At 60.5% G+C, this 18,773-nt stretch carries 13 protein-coding genes; 8 read left to right on the top strand and 5 right to left on the bottom strand.

The window, feature by feature from the left end:
- Window positions 1-189: 189 nt before the first annotated feature.
- Genes HHJ06_RS10640 through HHJ06_RS10630 form a run of 3 tightly spaced genes read right to left on the bottom strand, consistent with a single transcriptional unit; the run spans window position 190 to window position 5,375 of the window.
- On the bottom strand, window positions 190-1,746 hold the full coding sequence (locus HHJ06_RS10640) for a hypothetical protein (RefSeq protein WP_215429590.1): 1,557 nt from the start codon (window positions 1,744-1,746) through the stop codon (window positions 190-192).
- An 11-nt stretch (window positions 1,747-1,757) separates the two neighbouring features.
- Window positions 1,758-2,591 carry an NAD(P)-dependent oxidoreductase gene (locus HHJ06_RS10635; RefSeq protein WP_215429588.1) on the bottom strand — a complete coding sequence of 278 codons (834 nt, stop codon included), beginning with the start codon at window positions 2,589-2,591 and terminating at the stop codon, window positions 1,758-1,760.
- A 39-nt stretch (window positions 2,592-2,630) separates the two neighbouring features.
- On the bottom strand, window positions 2,631-5,375 hold the full coding sequence (locus HHJ06_RS10630; protein ID WP_215429586.1) for a tetratricopeptide repeat protein: 2,745 nt from the start codon (window positions 5,373-5,375) through the stop codon (window positions 2,631-2,633).
- 116 nt (window positions 5,376-5,491) lie between these two features.
- Between HHJ06_RS10630 and pepT the strand changes: the two genes are divergently transcribed.
- The 4 genes from pepT (at window position 5,492) to HHJ06_RS10610 (ending at window position 10,198) form a co-directional block, all read left to right on the top strand.
- A complete protein-coding gene (pepT, locus tag HHJ06_RS10625; RefSeq protein WP_215429584.1) occupies window positions 5,492-6,754 on the top strand; it encodes a peptidase T in 1,263 nt (420 codons plus the stop codon).
- A gap of 201 nt (window positions 6,755-6,955) precedes the next feature.
- Window positions 6,956-8,380 carry an adenylosuccinate lyase gene (gene purB / locus HHJ06_RS10620; RefSeq protein ID WP_215429582.1) on the top strand — a complete coding sequence of 475 codons (1,425 nt, stop codon included), beginning with the start codon at window positions 6,956-6,958 and terminating at the stop codon, window positions 8,378-8,380.
- A gap of 225 nt (window positions 8,381-8,605) precedes the next feature.
- Window positions 8,606-9,061 (top strand): YbjN domain-containing protein, encoded by a 456-nt coding sequence (locus HHJ06_RS10615; RefSeq protein WP_215429580.1) that lies wholly within the window; start codon window positions 8,606-8,608, stop codon window positions 9,059-9,061.
- A 27-nt stretch (window positions 9,062-9,088) separates the two neighbouring features.
- Window positions 9,089-10,198 carry an efflux RND transporter periplasmic adaptor subunit gene (locus tag HHJ06_RS10610; RefSeq protein ID WP_215429578.1) on the top strand — a complete coding sequence of 370 codons (1,110 nt, stop codon included), beginning with the start codon at window positions 9,089-9,091 and terminating at the stop codon, window positions 10,196-10,198.
- Between the two features lie 142 nt (window positions 10,199-10,340).
- Here the strand turns inward: HHJ06_RS10610 and HHJ06_RS10605 are convergent, their stop codons facing one another.
- Window positions 10,341-12,386, bottom strand: a complete 2,046-nt coding sequence (locus tag HHJ06_RS10605) for an alpha-galactosidase (RefSeq protein WP_215429576.1) — start codon at window positions 12,384-12,386, stop codon at window positions 10,341-10,343.
- Between the two features lie 105 nt (window positions 12,387-12,491).
- Window positions 12,492-15,326 carry a DNA polymerase I gene (polA, locus tag HHJ06_RS10600; RefSeq protein ID WP_215429568.1) on the bottom strand — a complete coding sequence of 945 codons (2,835 nt, stop codon included), beginning with the start codon at window positions 15,324-15,326 and terminating at the stop codon, window positions 12,492-12,494.
- Between the two features lie 247 nt (window positions 15,327-15,573).
- Between polA and HHJ06_RS10595 the strand changes: the two genes are divergently transcribed.
- The 4 genes from HHJ06_RS10595 (at window position 15,574) to HHJ06_RS10580 (ending at window position 18,771) form a co-directional block, all read left to right on the top strand.
- Window positions 15,574-16,095 (top strand): phosphoribosyltransferase, encoded by a 522-nt coding sequence (locus HHJ06_RS10595; protein WP_215429566.1) that lies wholly within the window; start codon window positions 15,574-15,576, stop codon window positions 16,093-16,095.
- A gap of 116 nt (window positions 16,096-16,211) precedes the next feature.
- Window positions 16,212-16,643, top strand: a complete 432-nt coding sequence (locus HHJ06_RS10590) for a hypothetical protein (protein ID WP_215429564.1) — start codon at window positions 16,212-16,214, stop codon at window positions 16,641-16,643.
- Between the two features lie 477 nt (window positions 16,644-17,120).
- Window positions 17,121-17,756: a GNAT family N-acetyltransferase gene (locus HHJ06_RS10585; RefSeq protein ID WP_215429562.1), complete on the top strand. Its 636-nt coding sequence runs from the start codon at window positions 17,121-17,123 to the stop codon at window positions 17,754-17,756.
- Window positions 17,757-17,817: 61 nt separating this feature from the next.
- Window positions 17,818-18,771, top strand: coding sequence for an acyltransferase family protein (locus HHJ06_RS10580; RefSeq protein ID WP_215429560.1), 954 nt, complete (start codon window positions 17,818-17,820; stop codon window positions 18,769-18,771).
- The last annotated feature ends 2 nt before the right edge of the window (window positions 18,772-18,773 follow it).

The following is an 18,773-nucleotide window of genomic DNA, read 5'->3' as shown; positions in this document are numbered from 1 at the left end:
CCGTTAAGTTATCCAATTCTGCTTGATTCACTTAGGGCAAATGAAGCAATCATTGGAGTGCGGATTGATAAGTCAAAATATCACGAATGTACGCGTATTTTGATAGAAAATCTTCCGCGCGGCGCGAGCGACTTCTTTAAGTTTTGCATGGAAAGAATGGAATGTTCCGTGCGATGGAACGTTTTTCCGTCAATTTTTTCCGTGCAGGGACGGGATGGGGGCCCTGGCCGGAAGGGTGTATAGTTTCTCAATATCGTCCAGGTACCGGGAAATAGGGGTGTTGGCCGGCTGGTCCTGTTCGCGGAGCAGCTTGACGGCTGCCGCGTAGGAGGCAAAGGTCTTGCCGGTTCCGGTCCGCGTATTGATCTCATACCAGTCCATGTAGTCCCGTACGCGCCGGGCGGTTTTCATGGAAAGCTCCCTGATTTCCCGGAGCTGGCTGATTTTTGGCGCGGCTTCCCGGCTGTGGATCCTGCCCGTCTGCATCAGGGCGGCGAGTTTGGCGTATTCTACAATGACGGGCCGGTAAGCCGGAAAACACCGGCGGCTGAGATTGAGCAGGCTGCCGGAGATGTTGGAGAGCTGCCTGTTCAGGTCCGTCAGGGAATGGGCCTGTTCCAGGTCATCCAGGGGAAAGGTGGCGGTGGTCCGGGTATCCGGGTCATACTTCACCAGGGTAAGGGCTTCCTGAAGATGCCGTTCCGTTTCCGTGATCGTCAGGGTTTCCGTCAGGGGAGGGGTAGCCATGCGGGAGAGCTGGAGCGTCCACCATTTGTGAAGGGAGGAGGGGGTTAGGTTGAGCTGCGGAAAATGGCGCCTGATAAGGTTTTTGGGGTCGTCATTGCCCAGGATGGCCTGGTCCAGAAGCTGTTTCATCCCTTCCGGGCCGTTTTCCTGGTTCAGCAGGCAGAGCACCAGGGCCCCGCAGGAGGTTTGATAGGCGGCGTAGGAAGTGGCGTCCAGTTCCTTTTCCGGTTCCTTGCAGTTCAGGATTTCTTCCGGAGTCATGATGCCGGACTGCTGGAACAGCGTAGAGTACATGGCCCGGTCCGCCTCGTTATTGTGCCACAGGACGGCCTGTTCCAGTCCGGAAATGAGCCACGGGGGGAGCGTCACTTCATCCGGCAGCCCCTCCGCGTCCACGGCGCGCAGCATCATTTCATAAAGCAGGGTGGAGACGATGCCGTGGCGGAGCCTGTCCTGGTTGATGCCGCGGCCCAGGTGAATGAAGATGTTGTAGGAGAGGCTGCTTCCCACAATCAGGGTTTGCAGGCGGATGGGATTGGCGGGAACGGGGCTTCCCGGCTCCCCCACCAGGCGGATGATGATTTTATTTTTCCATTCGTCAGGCTGCTTGAGGATTTTCACCAGGGCGGCGCGTATGGAATCCGCACGCGTGGCAATGGCTCCGGCAAGCAGGGCGTCCATCCCGATGACGTGGAACTGCTTGGACGCGGAAACGCTGGTGAACGGCTGGCGTTTGATGGAAGGCTCCTCCCTGCCGGCTCCGGCGGGGGAGGCCCCCGGCTGCTGCGGGGCAGGGAGAACGGGGCTGACGTTGGAGCTGCCCTCCGGAACGGCCCGGTCTGAAGCGTCGTCAATCAGGGAGGTGTCCGGAACGGGGACGGAAGGCGCTTCCTGAGGAGGCTGCGGTTCCGCGGCCGGAGCTTCCTTCTTCTCCTGGCCCAGAACGGGCGGCGGGAGAAGGGCCAGCAGCAGGGCGGCGCATGTTCCTCTGAATTTCATGAACAGGGAGGTTAGTCAAATTGTTCCGCCAGGCAGCCGAAGTCTTTTTCCGCATGCCCTTCACGGCACAGCTTCCCCATGATGGAGGAGACCAGGGCGGCGGCGGGCGGGTGGATTCCCTTTTCCGCGGCCAGTTCCTGGGCGTAGATGCTGTCTTTCCTCATGTTATCCAGGGAGAAATGGGTGCTGAAGTCACGCTCCGCCATCAGGGGGAGCTTGAAGGCCGCCAATGGGGAGGCGATGACGTTCCGGGAGATGGCCTGGCCCAGCAGTTCCGGGGAAATGCCGTATGCCTGAGTGATGGACAGGGCCTCGCTCAGGCTCTGCACCATGGTGGCGGAGACCATGTTGGTGACCAGCTTGACGACGGTGCCGGCCCCGATGCCGCCCAGATGCAGGATGTCCCGGGAGCTGTGTTCCAGAATGGGCCGTATGCGGTCCAGGGTGGAGGAATCCGTTCCCGCGTAATAGACCAGCTCCCCTTTTTCCGCAGGCAGGCGGGAGCCGGTGAACGGGCAGTCCACATACGTGCAGCCGATGGCGGAGCACATCAGGGAGAGTTTTCCTACGGTGGCCAGGTCAATGGTGGAATGGTTCAGGATGATGTGTTCCGGGGTCAGCGCGCCCCTCATTTGTTCAAACACTTCCAGGCAGGCGTTCCTGTCCTTGAGATAGAGCTGGATGATTTTGGAGGCGCGGGCGGCATCCGCCGGCGTGGCAACCGCCTCCGGAAAGTCCTCCCGGGGCGTGCGGTTCCATACGGTAACCTTGTCGCCCAGGCTGGTCATGTGGCGTGCAATTCGCGAGCCGATGAGGCCCAGGCCTAAAATGGAAACTTGGTACATGGCGGTTTTCAGAGGAAAGGGTGGGGAGGGAAGCGGGCGTCAGGAGCCGATGCGGAAGCGGCTTCTCCTGCGCGGCGCTTCCTGTTTTTCCGGCCTGGGCTGTTCCGCAGCGGCGGTCGCGGCTTCCGCCTGCGGCTGTGCGGGAATAGCCGCGGAGCCTGTTTCCCGGACCTGGGTTTCCAGGGAGGCGGCCGCGGTTTCCGGACGGTGGCTGACGACGACCTGCTTGGGGCCCGCAGACGGTTTTTCCACGGCATTGGGGTCTTCCGCCACGCTGGCGGGCACCTCATGGCCGTCATGGGGAATGTCCGCCGGATTACTCACAGCCGCCAGTTGCATGCCCTGTTCATTTGCGGCGCCCGCGGGGGCGTTGCCGGGAGCCGCTTTTTTGACGGGGAGGGTGGTGGCGCCGGTGATGGCCAGTTCCAGGTCGGAATCCGGCAGTCCGCCGCAGCGGATGGCGGCATCATAGCTCTTGCGCGCCTGCGCCGTGCGGCCCAGGCGGGAATAAGTCCAGGCCAGGTTGAAATGGGCGTCCGATGATTCCGGCTGGATTTTCAGGGCGTTTTCAAAGTGGCCCACCGCTTTTTCATAATTGCCGGCGCTGGTTTCCAGGTTGCCCAGGTAAAGCAGGGCCGGGGCGTTGGCCGGGTCCAGACGGACGGTTTCCGTCAGGGAGGCGATGGCATGCTGGTCCTGTCCGGAGCGGTACTGGGCCACGCCCATCATGAACCACGCGGGAGAGGAGGATGCGTCCAGCTCCGTGGCCTTTTTCAGGTATTCTATGGCTTCCTCCGCCTTGTTGCGCTGGAGCAGGATGGTGCCCAGGTTGACCAGGGCCGGAACGTGGGCCGGCTGGAAGTCCAGCAGGGTGCGGTAAAGCTGTTCTGCGGCGGCATAACGCTTTTTGGCGAAGGCCTCCGCGGCGCCCTGTCCCAGGGCCTCCGCTTCCAGCTTTCTGCGCACGGTGGTTTCCATGCTCCGGTTCAGCGCTTTTTCCTGGTCCGGCGTGATGGCTCCGGCGGAAATGGCGGCCAGGCGCGCCTGTTCCGCAAACCGGGTTTTCAGCTCATCCATCTGCCGGGTAAGTTCCTCCACCTGGAGGTTTTTCTGTTCCAGGGCCTTCTGGGTGCGGGCCAGGGTTTCCGCCTGGGCCTTGTCATTTTTGGCGGACTTGGCCGCCTTGGTCTTCGGCTGGGTGCGCGCCTGCTCCAGGTCCTTTGCCAGCTGGGCGGCCTTGTCCCGTTCTGCGGACAGGGCCAGCGCCAGCTTGTTGATTTTTTCCTTCTGCTGGTCCGTCAGGGGGATGTTGATTTTGTTGTCGCTGGCGATGGCGTTGACAATCTGCTTTTCCGCCGGAGTGAGCTTGATGGCCTCTTCATTGTCCATCAGGGCGGCTATTTCCGCCGTTTCCGGGTTCTCCTGGTGCAGCCGCTTATATGTGCTGATGAGGAGGGAGCGGCTCTGGTCCTGCACGGAAAGGATGCGGAGCTGCTTGGCTATGGTGGAGCGCAGCAGCTGGTTTTCTTCCAGCAGCAGGGGGCTTTTGCCCGGATTGGCTTCCAGCTTGGAAAGCTCCACGTCCGCATTGATCAGCTTGGTATTCAGCTCCGTGATGCGCTTGCGGTAGCCGATGTTTTCATCCCGGATGGCAATGAGCTTCTGCTTCAGGTCCGCGGATTCGCCGCGCGCCTCCTCCAAGGCTTTCAGGTTGGCCTTCCGCTGTTCTTCCGAGTCCGACTTGGCCGTCTCCAGGGCGCTTATTTTATTCTGCGCGTCCTTGAGCAGGGCCGCCAGCGTCAGGTTGCGGTCCAGCAGGTTCTTGGTTTTATCCGGGCTGTTGAGTTCCACCAGGGCGGCGAGCTGGTCGCGCTCCTTCTTGAGGGCGTTCCTGTCATCCGTGACCTGGGCCAGCTTGTCCTGATGCTCCTTGAGCTGAAGCTGCAAAGAGGCTATCTGCTCCAGGTACTGGGTTTTTTCCCGGCTCAGGGTGGCGACAGTCAGTTCCAGTTCATCCACGCGCTTGGTAAGGGTCTTGAGAAGCTTGTTGCTGGTCTTCCTCTCGTCGTCCATCTGCTTTTTGACCTTGAGCAGCTCATCACGGTAGACGGATTCCCCGGCGGACGCAACAGCCAGTTTTGCCAGAATGTCCTCCTGTTCCTTCCGGGTGCGCTTGAGCGCCTGGACCAGGGCCTTGTTCTCCATGATGGTTTTGTCCAGCAGCCTGCGGATGCGCTCGTAATTGCTTTCCACTACTTCCGGGGCCGCGCCCGGGGCAACGGAGGAGGACGGAATGGTGTTGACCAGGGGCTCGCCGGGACGGTTGGGGAATTCCACTCCCTTGTAGCCGGGGGGAAGGGCAATGTTGGGCCTGGGGCGCGGCGCGCGGGCCGGGCGTTCCAGTTCCAGCCCGGGGCCGGAGGGCGCGGCGGCGGCCTGCCGCTGGGCCAGTTTCTGCCACTTGTCCAGATTCTCCCTGTTGAGCTGGCGGCGCGTCTGGAGCATGTTGGGCTTCCATTGGGGATATTCCTTCACCAGGCGGCCAAATTTTTCTTCCGCCTGCTGTGTCAGGCGGATAGCCCCTATGTAGTCCCGTTTTTCCACCAGGTCCGCGGCCCTGGTCACCAGCTTTAACGCTTCCAGATACATGTCCGCAGGATCCTGCCTGGCCCCGGCGGAGACGGGCATGGGACCCGGCACATAAGTGCCCTGGGCCAGAAGGGGCAGGGCGCCGCAGGTCAGGGACAAAGCCAGGGTAATGCCAAGAGGGAGAGGAGTCATCATGGGGAGAAGCTTTGTTTACATACTGTAAACCATCCTGAATCGCAAGGATAAACCGTGTCTTGTGCTTGTGTTCGCGGGGGCGGGTGCTAGACTCCTTCCAATCCTTGATTTTCCTGATGAATATCTCCGTTTTAGACCGTTTTTTGAAGTATGTTTCCGTGGATTCCCAGTCTGATGCGGATTCCGCCGCCGTTCCGTCCACGCCCGGCCAGACGGCCCTGGCCCGGATGCTGGTTGCGGAACTGGAGGAACTGGGGGCGCACGCGGAACTGGACGCGGCTTCCGGCATCGTGTACGCCTCCATCCCGTCCAACGTGGACGGGCAGGTGCCCGTCATCGGCTGGGTGGCCCATGTGGACACGGCCCCGGGCGTCTCCGGCAGCGGCGTAAAGCCCCGCATCGTGCACTCCTATGACGGCGGAGACATCATTCTGGACCGGGAACAGGGAATCGTGCTTTCCCCGTCCGTTTTTCCGGAATTGGGCAGGTATGCCGGCCAGGACCTGGTGGTGACGGACGGAACTGCCCTGCTGGGCGCGGACGACAAGGCGGGAGTGGCGGAGATCATGGACATGGCCGCCTCCTTCCTGCTGCATCCGGAACGCCCTCACGGAGAAATCCGGATCGCCTTCACGCCGGATGAGGAAATAGGCCGCGGCGCGGACTCGTTTGACGTGGCGCGCTTCGGCGCGGATTTTGCCTATACCGTGGACGGGGGAGGCTTGGGGGAAATTGAGTACGAGAATTTCAATGCGGCCTCCGCCGTGGTGACAGTGCGCGGCGCCGGCATCCACCCGGGCAGCGCCAAGGGCCGGATGCTGAACGCGTGCCTGGTCCTCATGGAATTCCAGGGGATGCTCCCCGTGTTCCAGAACCCGGCCTTTACGGAAGGTTATGAAGGCTTCTACCATCTGGACTCCCTCCGCGGGAATGTGGAGCAGGCAACCGGGGAATACCTGATCCGGGACCACGGCAGGGAGGAATTTGAACGCAAGAAGGAATTCATGCGGGAGTGCGCGGCCCTGTTGAACCGGAAATACGGGGAGGGAACGGTACGGGTGGAGGTAAAGGATTCTTATTACAACATGAAGGAAAAGATTCTCCCCCACATGCACCTGGTGGAACACGCCCGCAGGGCCATGGAGGCCGTGGGCGTGCAGCCGGAAATCATTCCGGTGCGGGGCGGCACGGACGGCGCCCGGCTCTCCTTCATGGGGCTGCCGTGTCCCAACCTGTGCGCCGGAGGCCACAACTTCCACGGAAGGCATGAATACGTTCCGGTCCAGTCCCTGGAGAAAATTTCCTCCATCCTTCAGGAAATCGTTTCCGGATACGCCAGGTACGGGCTGGAGCCCCCGGCGCGGGAAAAACAGGAATAACGGGGAGCTTTCCCCGCAGAAGCCCGGTTCCCCGGCCCTTGGGAAAGAACCCCGTAAAGCGGCGGCTTTTCCGCCCGTTGCCGGGAATGAACCGTAAAACCCGGTTGCCCCCTGAAAGGGGAAAGTGCTTGCTTTTTTCCCTTCCGTCACGATCATGGCGGTCCACCGTTTTTTATAACCCCCGCATACACACATTTTGATATGAGCGTGATTCCCAATGTCCTGGCTGAAAGGTACGCATCCTCCGCCATGAAATCCATCTGGTCCGCAGAGGGCCGCATCATTCTGGAACGCGAATTCTGGATTGCCGTGATGAAGGCCCAGAAGGATTTGGGGCTGGATATTCCGGACGGCGTGATTGAGGCCTATGAACGGGTGAAGGACCAGGTGAACCTGCCCGCCATTGACGCCCGCGAACGCGTTACGCGCCACGACGTGAAGGCGCGCATTGAAGAATTCTGCGAGCTGGCCGGGTGCGAGCACATCCACAAGGGCATGACCTCCCGCGACCTGACGGAAAACGTGGAACAGCTTCAGATCTGGAAGTCCATGCAGATCATCCGTGACAAGGCCGTGGCCGTGCTGAACCGCATGAGCGCCCTGTCCGAACAGTGGAAGCACGTAACCATTGCCGGGCGCACGCATAACGTGGCCGCGCAGACCACCACCATGGGCAAGCGCGTGGCCATGTTCGGGGAAGACATCGTGCACGGCCTGGGAACCTGGATTTCCCTGATGGACCGTTACAGCGTCCGCGGGCTGAAAGGCGCCGTGGGCACCCAGCTTGACCAGCTCTCCCTCTTCGGGAAGGATGCCGCCCGCGTCCTGGAACTGGAGGACCGCGTGTGCGCCCACCTGGGCATCCCCTCCAAGTGGATGAACGTGGGGCAGGTATATCCCCGCTCCCTGGACTTCTCCGTGGTTTCCGGCCTGGTGGAGCTGACCTCCGGCTGCTCCTCCTTTGCCAAGACCCTGCGCCTGATGGCCGGCCATGAACTGGCTACGGAAGGCTTTGCCAAGGGGCAGACCGGTTCCAGCGCCATGCCGCACAAGATGAACGCCCGCTCCTGCGAACGCGTCAACGGCTTCCACGTCATCCTGAAGGGCTACCTGATGATGGTCTCCGGCCTGGCCGGGGAGCAGTGGAACGAGGGGGACGTATCCTGCTCCGTGGTGCGCCGCGTGGTGATGCCTGATTCCTTCTATGCCGCGGACGGCCTGTTTGAAACCTTCCTGACCGTCCTGAACCAGATGGGCGTGTATGAAGCCGTGGTGGCCGCGGAACTGCGCCGCTACCTGCCTTTCCTGATGACCACCACCATCCTGATGGAGGCCGTCAAGCGCGGCATTGGCCGTGAAACCGCCCATGAGGTCATCAAGGAGCACGCCGTAGCCGTCTCCAACGACCTGCGGGCCGGAAAGATCATGGAAAACAACCTGCTGGACCGCCTGGCGGCAGACGGCCGCCTGGGCATCGGCAGGGAGGCTCTCCAGGACATCTTTGACTCCAACTCCTCCGCCACGGGCATGGCCGACGCCCAGGTGGAGGCATTCCAGGCCATGGTGCGGGAGCTGACGGGCAGGTTCCCGGACGGCGCCTGCTACATGCCGGGAGACATCCTGTAAGCGAACGCCGGAAGAAGGCGTGCGCTGCGGCACCCATTGTATTTTCAGACGCCGTCCATCCGGGCGGCGTCTGTTTTCATGCCGGATGCGTACATTCTTTTTCAATTTCTTTGCGTCAGGAGAGCTTGACGAATCAGAAGGTTGCCAGTAAGCTTGAATCCAGTAAACGGGCGCGTACGTTGCATGCGCCTTTGCAAGCAACCCTCCTGTTAACCAATTTTCAATATGGAAAACCAGCAGCTCAGCCTTTTGGACCGTGTGTACACCGTTCTCAGAAAGAGAGGGGAAGAAACGGAATGGATCACTTCCGCAGACAACCTCAATCTCAGAACGGGCATCGCGTTCGTCCCCTGTGATACGTTCACGCCCGTGAGCCTCCTGTACACGATGATAGAGCATCCGGAGACGCTGGTCATTGACGTGCTCTTTGCCGCCAAGGTGCCTGAACACCGCCGTGTGGAAGTCAGCATCATCCTCAGTGAACTGAATGCGGACCAGACGGCCGGCGCCTTCCAGCTGGACCCCGACAGCGGATACGTCTACTACCGCCAGTCCTTCGTTCTGGAAGGCATGGACCTTACGGAAGCCCAGTTTGCCCAGTTGATGAAGAACATTGAAACCGTGGCTGTGGAAACGGCGGAAGCCTACTCCCACATCATGGAGACGGAATACCCCAAATAACGGGCCGCGTTCCCCCCGGAGCTGTTCATGAGCGAGGCCCCTCACAAAAAGGGAACATCATGGTCCATAGGCATCGGCCTGGGGATCGTCGCTCTCTTGATCGGCACGGCCATTATCACGGACCCGTCTTTCTCCTCCTCCGGAGAAAGGGACGAGGCCTCCTCCGCCGGAACGGCGGAACCCCTGCATTTGCAGGAAAACGTTCTGACCATTTCCGCGCCCGGCGTGGTGAAGGCTTCCCACCTGACCATGCTTTCTCCCGGTGTTTCCGGAAAAGTGGACAAGGTGCACCCCCTCTTTAACGCGGGGGAAATCATCCTGAAGGGAACCCCCCTGCTGGAGCTGGAAAAATTTGAATACCGCGCCCGGCTGGCGAATGCCCAGGCGGAACTGGAACAGGCTCGCCTGGACGTCTCCACGGAACAGGCGGAAGCCCTGAAAGCCATTAAAAAGACGTACAGCTCCGTCTCCAAAAGCGGCAAGGAATCCGAGCTGGTGCTCCGGGTGCCGCAGCGCCGGGCCGTGAACGCGCGGCTGAACGCCGCGGAGGCGTACGTGGCTGAGGCGGAGCAGGCCCTCCGGGATACGGTGCTGGAAGCCCCCTATACCTGCCAGGTAGTGGAATGTTCCGTAGGCGCCGGGGCCCGCGTGGTTGCCGGGCAGCCCGTGGGAAAGGTGATCCCCCTTCAGGAGCGGATGATACGCGTTCCCGTGCCGCTGGAAGAATTTTCCGCGCTGCCCAGGGATGAGCAGGGCAAAATCAATACGGCCCTGACCGCCTCCTGCGTGCTGAACAACGGCAAACGTCTGCAATGGCTGGGCCACGTGACGGCGGTAGACTCCGCGCTGGATTCCGAACGCAATTCCGCCGTGCTGATCGCCTCCCTGGAGCCTAACGGCTCCCACGTTTCCGAATGGCAGGTGGCCCCCGTCAACATGGCCCTTCAGGTGAATATCAACGTTCACGTTCCCGCCTCCGTATGGATTCCCTCCCAGGCCGTCCGGGATGGGAGCTCCATCCGGGTGAAAACCCCGGAAGGCGTGCAGGAGCGCAAGGTGCACGTGGTGGCGCTGAAGGACGGCAAATCCCTGGTCACCATCCCGGAATTCCAGGAAGGGGACGCCCTGGTGCTTTAAAGCTCGCGGGAGGATTTCCCCACTCCCTTCACCCGGGAAAGCCGTTCTTTCAATACGGTTTCCGTCACCGGAGCCAGCCCGTAAAAAACCATGCCGGCCGGAGGGGAAGGCATGGTATTCCATTCATGGGGCTTCCCATGTGTCAGCGTCCGTCCGTTCTCATGTCAAATACCAGCACCTCAAAGGGCTGGAGCTCCACGCTCACGGGCTTGCCCTGTTCCAGTTTCAGCGTCTTGACGCGCTGGTCCGGGTAGGAGGCTTTCATGGAGAAAACAGCGGGCTGCCCTGGAACGGGCTCAAAGACGGTCCCGGCATCCAGCTCAATCGACCGCGGCCTGTCGTCCGGATTGCGGAGGGCCAGCGTGCAGCCCCGCGGGCTCCAGGCCGCGTAACCGTAAGGTTCCAGTTGGTTCGGGTTGCCGCCCACCCAGTGCGCGTCCGCCAGAACGTCCTGGAAGCGCCGCGCCCAGCGCGCTCCTGCCGCTACGTCATCCCATGCCTTTTTGTCCATCATGGCAGGGGTAAGGTAAAGCTCCTGAAGATTGGCTCCGGAACCAAAATAAATGCGGGCGTCGTTTTTAAGGTTCCTGTTATCCTGTTTTCCGTCCTGCCCCTTGCTGACACGCTCCGCCTGGAACTTGGTGCCCAGCACCATGCCATGGTGCATGATGGAATTCAGCGGGTAAAGGGGACCCGGCTTGACAATGACGTTGTAGCAGGCGCCGTCACGGAACGTGATCCACTGTTCACGGTCATTTCCCTTGCCGGTCCAGCCCACGTCCGCCGTGCCGCTGCGCCAGGTGGAATCCACATGGTTGAGCCAGAAGGGGGAGGGCCAGGTACCCACCGTCGTATTAATGAACAGGCGGGGATTTTCCCGGCGAAGCTCGCTGGCGATGGAAAGAAGGGCCATGAAATGGGGACTGATGCCGTCCCCGGCCTTGTCCCATTTGAAATATGTCACCTTGTCTTTCTTCATCAGGTCGGAACAGCGTTTTTTGAACCACTCGTAATACTTGGGGAAGGAGAGGTCGAACCCCGCGGCGTCCGCGGGCAGAATGCCTTTTTCCTTGGCGTGCTGCACCCGCTTTTCCGGGCCAAAATATCCGCCCAGCGGGGAAATCCAGATGCCGAACCCGGAGGGAATCCGCCCCACCGCCTTGACCACAGGTCCAAATCCGTGCGGGAATTTTTTGGTGGATGGCTGCCAGAGGTCTTCATTCACGTCGTCCCACCCGTCATCCAGGACAAAGCCGTCCAGCTTCACCTGGCGGGAACCCAGCTCCTTCCTGTATTCTCCGGCGGTCTTGACGAGCGTTTCCTCCGTAGGGTCCAGGCCGTCGTCATACCAGCCGTTATAATGCAGGAACTGGTGGTAGGGCGCGGCCCGCTCCCGTTCCAGATAATAAAGAAAGCCGCGGCGCAGCTGGTTTTCCGGCCATACGCCCAGCACCGTGGTGAAAGTCTGGGCGCTTCCCGGCCCCATGGGCAGGTTGCAGTCAAACCCTACGGTCCCCGTTCCGCCGCTAACATGCGCCCTGGCTACGGGAAGTTCTATGCCGGCAAATGTGCCCTCCTTCCCGCTGACCAGGGGGCTGCCGGGTACGGAGCCCTTCACGGCCAGGGCGGGGTCCAGCAAATCAATCAGCTGGATTTTCTTCAAATCCACCTCTCTGGACGCTTCAATCCTGTAGGTTTCCTTGACGTAGGAGGAACCTTCCCTCAGCTCCGCCTTCCAATAAACCGTGAGCCCGCTCTGCTTGTCCCTGAAGACGGCGGAAATCACCACCCCCTCCAGCCGTTCCCCCAGCCGGGGACTCGCGGCGCGGCCTTTCAGCGCGCTGATGGAGGGCGTTCCCTCCATCACAAACCGGGAGGAGGGGAGGTTGTAGCCTTCCTTCTCCGTGGAAAGACGGAACAACTCCGGAGCCTGTCCGCCGGAAGCGTCGTTCTTCTCTCCCTTGCCATCCCGTTCCCGGTTCACGATCCCCAGGGGAACCAGCCTGCTGCCGGAAACCTTCCATGAGGCTGTCAGCACCTTGTTGCTCAAGGTGTAAACATCTCCCTCCCGATGGGCGGCGGGAGCTCCGGGGGCCGTTCCCGGATAGATGACGGATGCGGCGGCGTCTTGAAGGCAAACGCAGGAACAGGCCGCCAGGGCAATCACGGGAAGGGATGATACATGCATGATGTGAAAACTTCCAACATCTGAAAGCATCCGTCAATTTAAAAATACGGGAGGAGCGGAGAAGACCCGGCGGCATCTCCGTTCCCCCTGGACCGGGCAAATGGGTCAGTGGGCTTCCAGCCAGTTGCTCCCCGTCCTGGCCTCCACCAGGATGGGGACGCCGTTGGGGAGGGGCAGGGCGCCGATCATGGCCTCCTCAATCTTGGGGATGAGGTCCGTTTCATCCTTGTGCAGGTCCACCAGCAATTCATCGTGAATCTGGAGGATCAGCCGGGACCTGGTTCCCTCCAGCAATTTGTTCACATGGATCATGGCTATCTTGATCATGTCCGCCGCGGTGCCCTGGATGGGGGTGTTGATGGCGGTGCGCTCCGCGGCTGACTTGATGGTCTTGTTGGCGGAATTGATTTCCGGAATCATCCTCCTGCGGCCCAGCAGCGTTTCCGCGTAACCGGTCTTTTCCGCCTTGTGCACCAGGTTCTCCATGAAGGACTTGACCACCGGGAACTGGGTGAAGTAATTTTCAATCAGGGTGGCGGCCTCACTGCGGGAGCATCCCAGCCGCTGAGAAAGGCCGAAGGCGGAAATGCCGTAAATGATGCCGAAGTTTACCGTCTTGGCCGCGCGGCGCATGGTCACCTCCACCTCGTCGCGGGAAATGCCGTACACCCTGGCCGCGGTTTCCGTGTGAATGTCCCTGCCGGCCTGGAACGCCTCGCACATGGCGGGGTCTCCGGAAAGCGCCGCCATGATGCGCAGCTCAATCTGGGAATAGTCCGCGGAAAGCATGGTGTACTCATCAGAGGCGGGGACGAAGGCCGTGCGGATCAGGCGCCCCTGTTCCGTCCTTACCGGAATATTCTGCAGGTTGGGGTCCTGGGAGGCCAGCCGCCCGGTAGTGGTCAGCATCTGGTGGAACTGGGTGTGGATGCGGCCGTCCCGCGGGCAGATGTACTTGGGCAGCGTGTCCAGGTACGTGCTTTTCAGCTTCATGTTCTCCCGGTAGGCCAGGATATCCGCCACAATGGGGTGGCCGGGAGCCAGGGCGGAGAGGGTGTCTTCATCCGTCACGAACTGGCCCGTCCGCGTCTTCTTGGGCTTCTTCACCAGCTCCAGCTCCCCGAACAGGAAATCTCCGAGCTGCTTGGGGGAATTCAGGTTGAGGGGGTGGCCCGCGGCTTCTTCAATCCTCTCCCGCAGGCCGTCAATGATGGCGCCCACCTTCACGGAAGCCTTTTCCAGGGACTCCGGAAGCACGCGTATTCCGGTAAACTCCATGTCCGCCAGCACGGGCAGCAGGGGCAGTTCCACCGTGCGGAAGAGCTCCTGCATGCCGCTCTCCTTCACCTGCTTTTTCAGGATGCCGGAAAGCTGGAGGGTAATATCCGCGTCCTCCGCGGAATACTTGCCCATGACTTCTACGGAAATGCCGCTGGTATCCAGTTCCCGCTTCCTGGCTCCCGGCGCGGCGATGTCCTTCAGCTTGATGGTGGAATATTGCAGGAAGCTCTCCGCCAGAAGGTCCAGGTCATGCTTCATGCCGGGGGCGATCAGGGCATGGGCCAGCATCGTGTCAAAAAAGGGCCCCTTTACCCGGATGCCGTTGGCGCGCAGGATTTCCAGGTCAAACTTCAGGTGGTGGCCGATCTTTTCCGCAGTGCCTTCCAGAAGCGGCCTCACCGCTTCCAGAGCCTCCGGACCGGAAACGGGCAGGTACCATGCCTTGCGCGGTTCCGCGCAGAAGGCGATCCCCCGCAGCTCGTCCGTCAGGGGATTCTGGCCCGTGGCCTCCGCCTTGAAACACCAGGAACCATGCTTTTCCAGTTCCGCCGCCATGGCGGCGCGGGCTTCCGCCGTATCCGCAATAAGGTATTCATGCTTGAAATCATCCGCCGTTTTCAGATGGCGTTCTTCAAACAAATCCATTTGGCCCGCTTCATGCTGCTGCCTGGGCTGTGCGGGAGCGGCAGGCGCTTCCGCCGCGGGCTCCGGCGTCCCGGCCGGAGCAAACAGGTCATCCGCGGGGATGGGGGCTTTTCTGGCCTCCGGGGCTTTTTTACCGAACAGCTTGGACTGCATGGCACGGAATTCCAGCTCCTGGAGAAGGGCCAGGAGGTCCTCCGGGCTCGGTTCCTTCTTCACCAGGTCAGGCAGGCTTACCGTCAGGGGCACTTCCCGGTCAATGGTGGCCAGTTGCTTGGAAAGGGTGGCCAGCGCGCCGTTCTCCTCCACCATCTGCCTGCGCTTCCCCTTCAGCTTGTCCGTGTTGGCCAGCAGGTTTTCCACGGAGCCGAACTCCCCGATCAGCAGCTTGGCCGTTTTTTCACCCACGCCGGGAATCCCCGGAATATTGTCGGAGCTGTCCCCCATCAGGGCCAGGATGTCAATCACCTGGTCCGCGCGTTCAATGCCCCAGTTCTCTTTAAGCTTTTCCAGGTTAATCACCTCATGGTCATTGCCCCGCTTGCCGGGACGCCACAGGAAGCAGGTGGGGGAAATGAGCTGCCCCAGGTCCTTGTCCTGGGAGACCATGTAGGTCTGGAACTCCTTCGTATCGTCCGCCAGGCGCGCCAGCGTGCCTATCGTATCGTCCGCCTCATATCCCTCATAACGCAGGATGGGAATATTCATGGCCTCCAGAAGCCGGAAAATCAGCGGCATCTGCGCGCTCAGATCCTCCGGCATGGATTCCCGGTTGGCCTTGTAGGCCGGGTAAAGCTGGTGGCGCTCCGTGGGAGCAGAAGTATCAAAGCAGGCCGCGATGTGCGTGGGCCGCTCATGCTCCAGAATGCCCAGCAGCGTATTGGCAAAGCCGTACACGGCGGACGTGTTGACTCCCTTGGAATTGCGGATGGGGTTGGAGAAAAAGGCAAAATGGGCTCTATAGGCCAGAGCCATTCCATCCAGAATAAAAAGGCGTTTGGAAGGGGAATCAGTCATTTCTGCCCCACTTTACCATGCGGTGCAGGGGGACGCTACCGTTAAATGCGCCCCCGTCCGCCACTTTCCGCAAACCCTGGACAACGGATAAAATTCATGGGCAAACTCCTGCAAGCGGAAAGCGGAAGAAACGGCCGCCGCCGCGTTCAGGCGGGAAGGGACCCATGCCGGAAGCGTTTCCGCCCGCCAATCATTCTTCTTCCAAGGTTGATTTCCATGTCCGGGACGTTATCATTCCTCCGCTTCCATGACTTACACCATCACTCCCTTGATTGGGGAGCAGGCCATCAATGACCGCGTCAAGGAACTGGCCGCTTCCATTGACGCCGACATGGCGGGGCGGAACTACGTTCTGCTCCTGTTGTTGAAGGGCGCCCTTCCTTTCGCGACCCTGCTGACGGGGCATTTGAAATCCCGTCCCGCGGTGAAAGCCGTCAAGGTCACCAGCTATGCGGGAATGGCGGCCTCCGGCTCCATTGTCTGGGAGGGTGACTGCGGCTCCTTCCATCCGGAGGAACCCGTTCTGGTGGTGGACGACGTGCTGGACACGGGCGCCACGCTTGCCGAAGTCTGCCGGGAATTGAAAAACAGGGGCGTGAAGCGGGTGCTCACCGCCGTGGCCGTGGACAAGCATTGCTGCCGCAAAGTGCCCTTTGAGGCTGATTACGTCGCTTTTACCTGGGGAAATGACTTCCTGGTGGGGTTCGGAATGGACCTGGACGGGCGTTACCGGGAATTGCCCTATATCGGAAAAGTGGACATGGATTGAAATAATCCCGTTTCAAATTGAACAACCTGCTGAATAAAAGTGTCCAAGTACGTTGGAGCGGTAGGATGATCCGCCGTCCCGCACAGACCAGGGAAACCGGAAAGGAGAACCAAGACATGAAAATCAACAGGGCAAGACAACAGGAAAGCGTGGCCGTCTTTGGCCATGAAACGTCCCTTATACGGGATGTTTTGGACAATCTGGAACTGGAACACGCGCTGACATGGCTGCTGGAGGCCATCAGCGGCCACCAGTCCGGAGAAACGGATGACGAACCGTGGCATCTGTACCAGACCACGCTGTTCGCCATGTATGTGGATTATGACAACGGCATGGTGCGCATATCCGCCGCTCTGGCATGCCATGATGCGGACCTGGAAATGTCCCTGAAGGACTTTGTGGAGATATTGAGCCGGGAAGCCGCCAGGGAGGCGAACCCGCTCCACTATACCCCGGGCGCCCCCAGGAACTGCATCCACCGTTACCGCAACCCCTACTTCAAGCGCAGGCGGCAGGAACGGGAACCGGACACCGGTTTTTATTCCTGAACGCAGGCCCTGGTGCACGGGGCATCCTTTCCAATGGCCGGGTCCCTTCGGGAATCCGGCCGTTTTTTATGGGACGGGAAAGCGGGGATTCCCGGTTGGACAGGAATGCGAGGCATGGGCCCGCAGGGTAAGATGAATCAGCTTCTTGTTTCCGGCAAGGTGGCTGTTAAAAAATGCTGGGAAGGGCATGTTCCCGGGAATAGTCCTTCATCCGCCGGCTGGGAGCGGAGGCCTCCGGCCTTCGTCCAGGAAATTGTTCTGAAGCGTAGCGGAGGGAAATTTTCCTCTCCCCGTTTTTCATTGGGAGTTTGCAAGGGGGCAAGCCCCTTGTCCCCAACAGAAGGGCCATAGAAAAACACGGGAGAGGACCTACTCTCCGGTGCGGCTGGAAACCTCCATGGAGCGCCGCAAAAGTTGCGGCCTTCCGTCAATAGAAAGAGTGACAGAACGGCCCCGGCACGGTATGAAGAAAGGGCCATGGATACGTGCACGCCTTCACAGCCTCTTGCCGGACACAGGCACGGAATCAGCCTGCGGGCGGCAACGGAACGGGATGCGGAGGCGCTCCTGTCCATTTACGGGCCTTATGTGGCAGCTACGGCGGTTACCTTTGAATATGAAATTCCCTCCCCGGAGGAGTTTGCCGCACGGATCAGGCGCGTACAGGAAAAATATCCCTGGCTGGTAGCGGAAGCGGACGGGGAAATTCTGGGATATGCCTATGCGGGCGCCTTTCATGAACGGGCGGCTTATGAGTGGGACGCGGAGCTTTCCGTCTATGTGGCTCCGGACAGAAAAAGACTGGGCATAGGCTCCAGGCTTTATGAAGCCCTGGAACTCATTCTGAAGGAGCAGGGAATCCTGAACCTGTACGCCTGCATTGCCTGTCCGGAGAAAGAAGATGAATACCTTGCCGCGGACAGCATCAGGTTTCATGAAAAGCTGGGGTTTCACATGGCGGGCAAATTCCACCGGTGCGGGTATAAATTCCACCGCTGGTACCACGTGGTCTGGATGGAAAAGCACCTTGGCCTTCATGTGGAGAACCCGCCCGGAGTCAAAAGCTTTGGAGAAATTGAACCCGTGGCCGGCGGAATACTGGAAGGATGCTAAAAAACGGACGGGCAATAAAAATAGTGCTTTTGCGGCACGGTTCGTCCAGAATGGCGCCGTCATGACCGCTCTCTCCGCCACCCCTGTCTTTCAGGGCCGTTTGCCCTGGGTGGAGATTGCGCGCCTGCTGGCCACGCTGGTGGTCGTCATGCAGCATGTCCCTTCCGCGGGATTCCCTCCCAACCAATGGCTGATTGGCCCTGCGCTGGCGGTGTTTTTCCTGCTGGCGGGGTATTTTTCCGCGCCACGCCTGCTGGGGGCGGGCGCGGCCAAATGGACCGCCGGGCGGCTGATGTCCCTGCTGCGCCCGTACCTGTTCTGGTGCGCGGCCTACTGGCTGCTGGCGGGAATGCCCGTTTCTCCCGGCGCGCTGGCTTCCGTATTCGGCCTGGGGGCGTGCCCCATGCTCACCCCCATGTGGTTTTTGCGTGACCTGATGATATTCACGCTGGCCGCGTTTCTTCTTTCCAGGGTCCGCTGGGTTCTTTACTCGCTGGGCCTGTTGTGCCTTTTCCTGAACCGGTGGGATGATTCCCTGGCATGGCCCAGCCCCTACATGTTCGGGGATTTTGTGCTCGGCCTCCTGCTGGCGTCTTCCGTGCCGGACTGCCTGAACCGCTGGGAAAAACTGCCCCTGGCCGTCCACGGCTCCATTCTGCTGGCCTGTGCGGCGCTGGTCTGGGCAAGCTGTACGGATACCTTCCCGGTTCCGGCCGCCGCTTTTTCAGGGCTGGCCGTGCTGGCCTTCCTGAGCTTCGGGATAGTGCTGAAAACCGTCAATTCAGGCGCGGCGCGGCGCATGGCGGAATGGGCCTCCGGCAGCTTCTTCGTGTATTGCTCCCATATCTTTGTGCTGATTGCTTTGACGGGCGTGGAAATGTGCTTCCCGTCTCCATGGCCCGCCTGGGCGTGGTGGTGCCTGGCGCCTGTGGTTTACATGCTGGCGCGTGGCGTTTATTTGTTTATCAAGCGGTATTTCCCGCGCGCCCTCATCCTGATGACCGGGGGAAAATGACT

Origin of the sequence: Akkermansia muciniphila (genome assembly GCF_018709685.1) — a bacterium.
Classification (GTDB): Bacteria; Verrucomicrobiota; Verrucomicrobiia; order Verrucomicrobiales; family Akkermansiaceae; genus Akkermansia; species Akkermansia muciniphila_E.
This window is presented reverse-complemented; position numbering and strand designations above follow the sequence as displayed.

Bases quoted from the DNA above. Each gene is read 5' to 3' on its own strand.
- pepT (WP_215429584.1), top strand. From the start codon at position 5,492: ATGAATATCTCCGTTTTAGACCGTTTTTTGAAGTATGTTTCCGTGGAT.
- HHJ06_RS10635 (WP_215429588.1), bottom strand. From the start codon at position 2,591: ATGTACCAAGTTTCCATTTTAGGCCTGGGCCTCATCGGCTCGCGAATT.
- HHJ06_RS10605 (WP_215429576.1), bottom strand. From the start codon at position 12,386: ATGCATGTATCATCCCTTCCCGTGATTGCCCTGGCGGCCTGTTCCTGC.
- purB (WP_215429582.1), top strand. From the start codon at position 6,956: ATGAGCGTGATTCCCAATGTCCTGGCTGAAAGGTACGCATCCTCCGCC.
- HHJ06_RS10580 (WP_215429560.1), top strand. From the start codon at position 17,818: ATGACCGCTCTCTCCGCCACCCCTGTCTTTCAGGGCCGTTTGCCCTGG.
- HHJ06_RS10590 (WP_215429564.1), top strand. From the start codon at position 16,212: ATGAAAATCAACAGGGCAAGACAACAGGAAAGCGTGGCCGTCTTTGGC.
- HHJ06_RS10595 (WP_215429566.1), top strand. From the start codon at position 15,574: ATGACTTACACCATCACTCCCTTGATTGGGGAGCAGGCCATCAATGAC.
- HHJ06_RS10615 (WP_215429580.1), top strand. From the start codon at position 8,606: ATGGAAAACCAGCAGCTCAGCCTTTTGGACCGTGTGTACACCGTTCTC.
- HHJ06_RS10585 (WP_215429562.1), top strand. From the start codon at position 17,121: ATGGATACGTGCACGCCTTCACAGCCTCTTGCCGGACACAGGCACGGA.
- HHJ06_RS10610 (WP_215429578.1), top strand. From the start codon at position 9,089: ATGAGCGAGGCCCCTCACAAAAAGGGAACATCATGGTCCATAGGCATC.
- HHJ06_RS10640 (WP_215429590.1), bottom strand. From the start codon at position 1,746: ATGAAATTCAGAGGAACATGCGCCGCCCTGCTGCTGGCCCTTCTCCCG.
- polA (WP_215429568.1), bottom strand. From the start codon at position 15,326: ATGACTGATTCCCCTTCCAAACGCCTTTTTATTCTGGATGGAATGGCT.
- HHJ06_RS10630 (WP_215429586.1), bottom strand. From the start codon at position 5,375: ATGATGACTCCTCTCCCTCTTGGCATTACCCTGGCTTTGTCCCTGACC.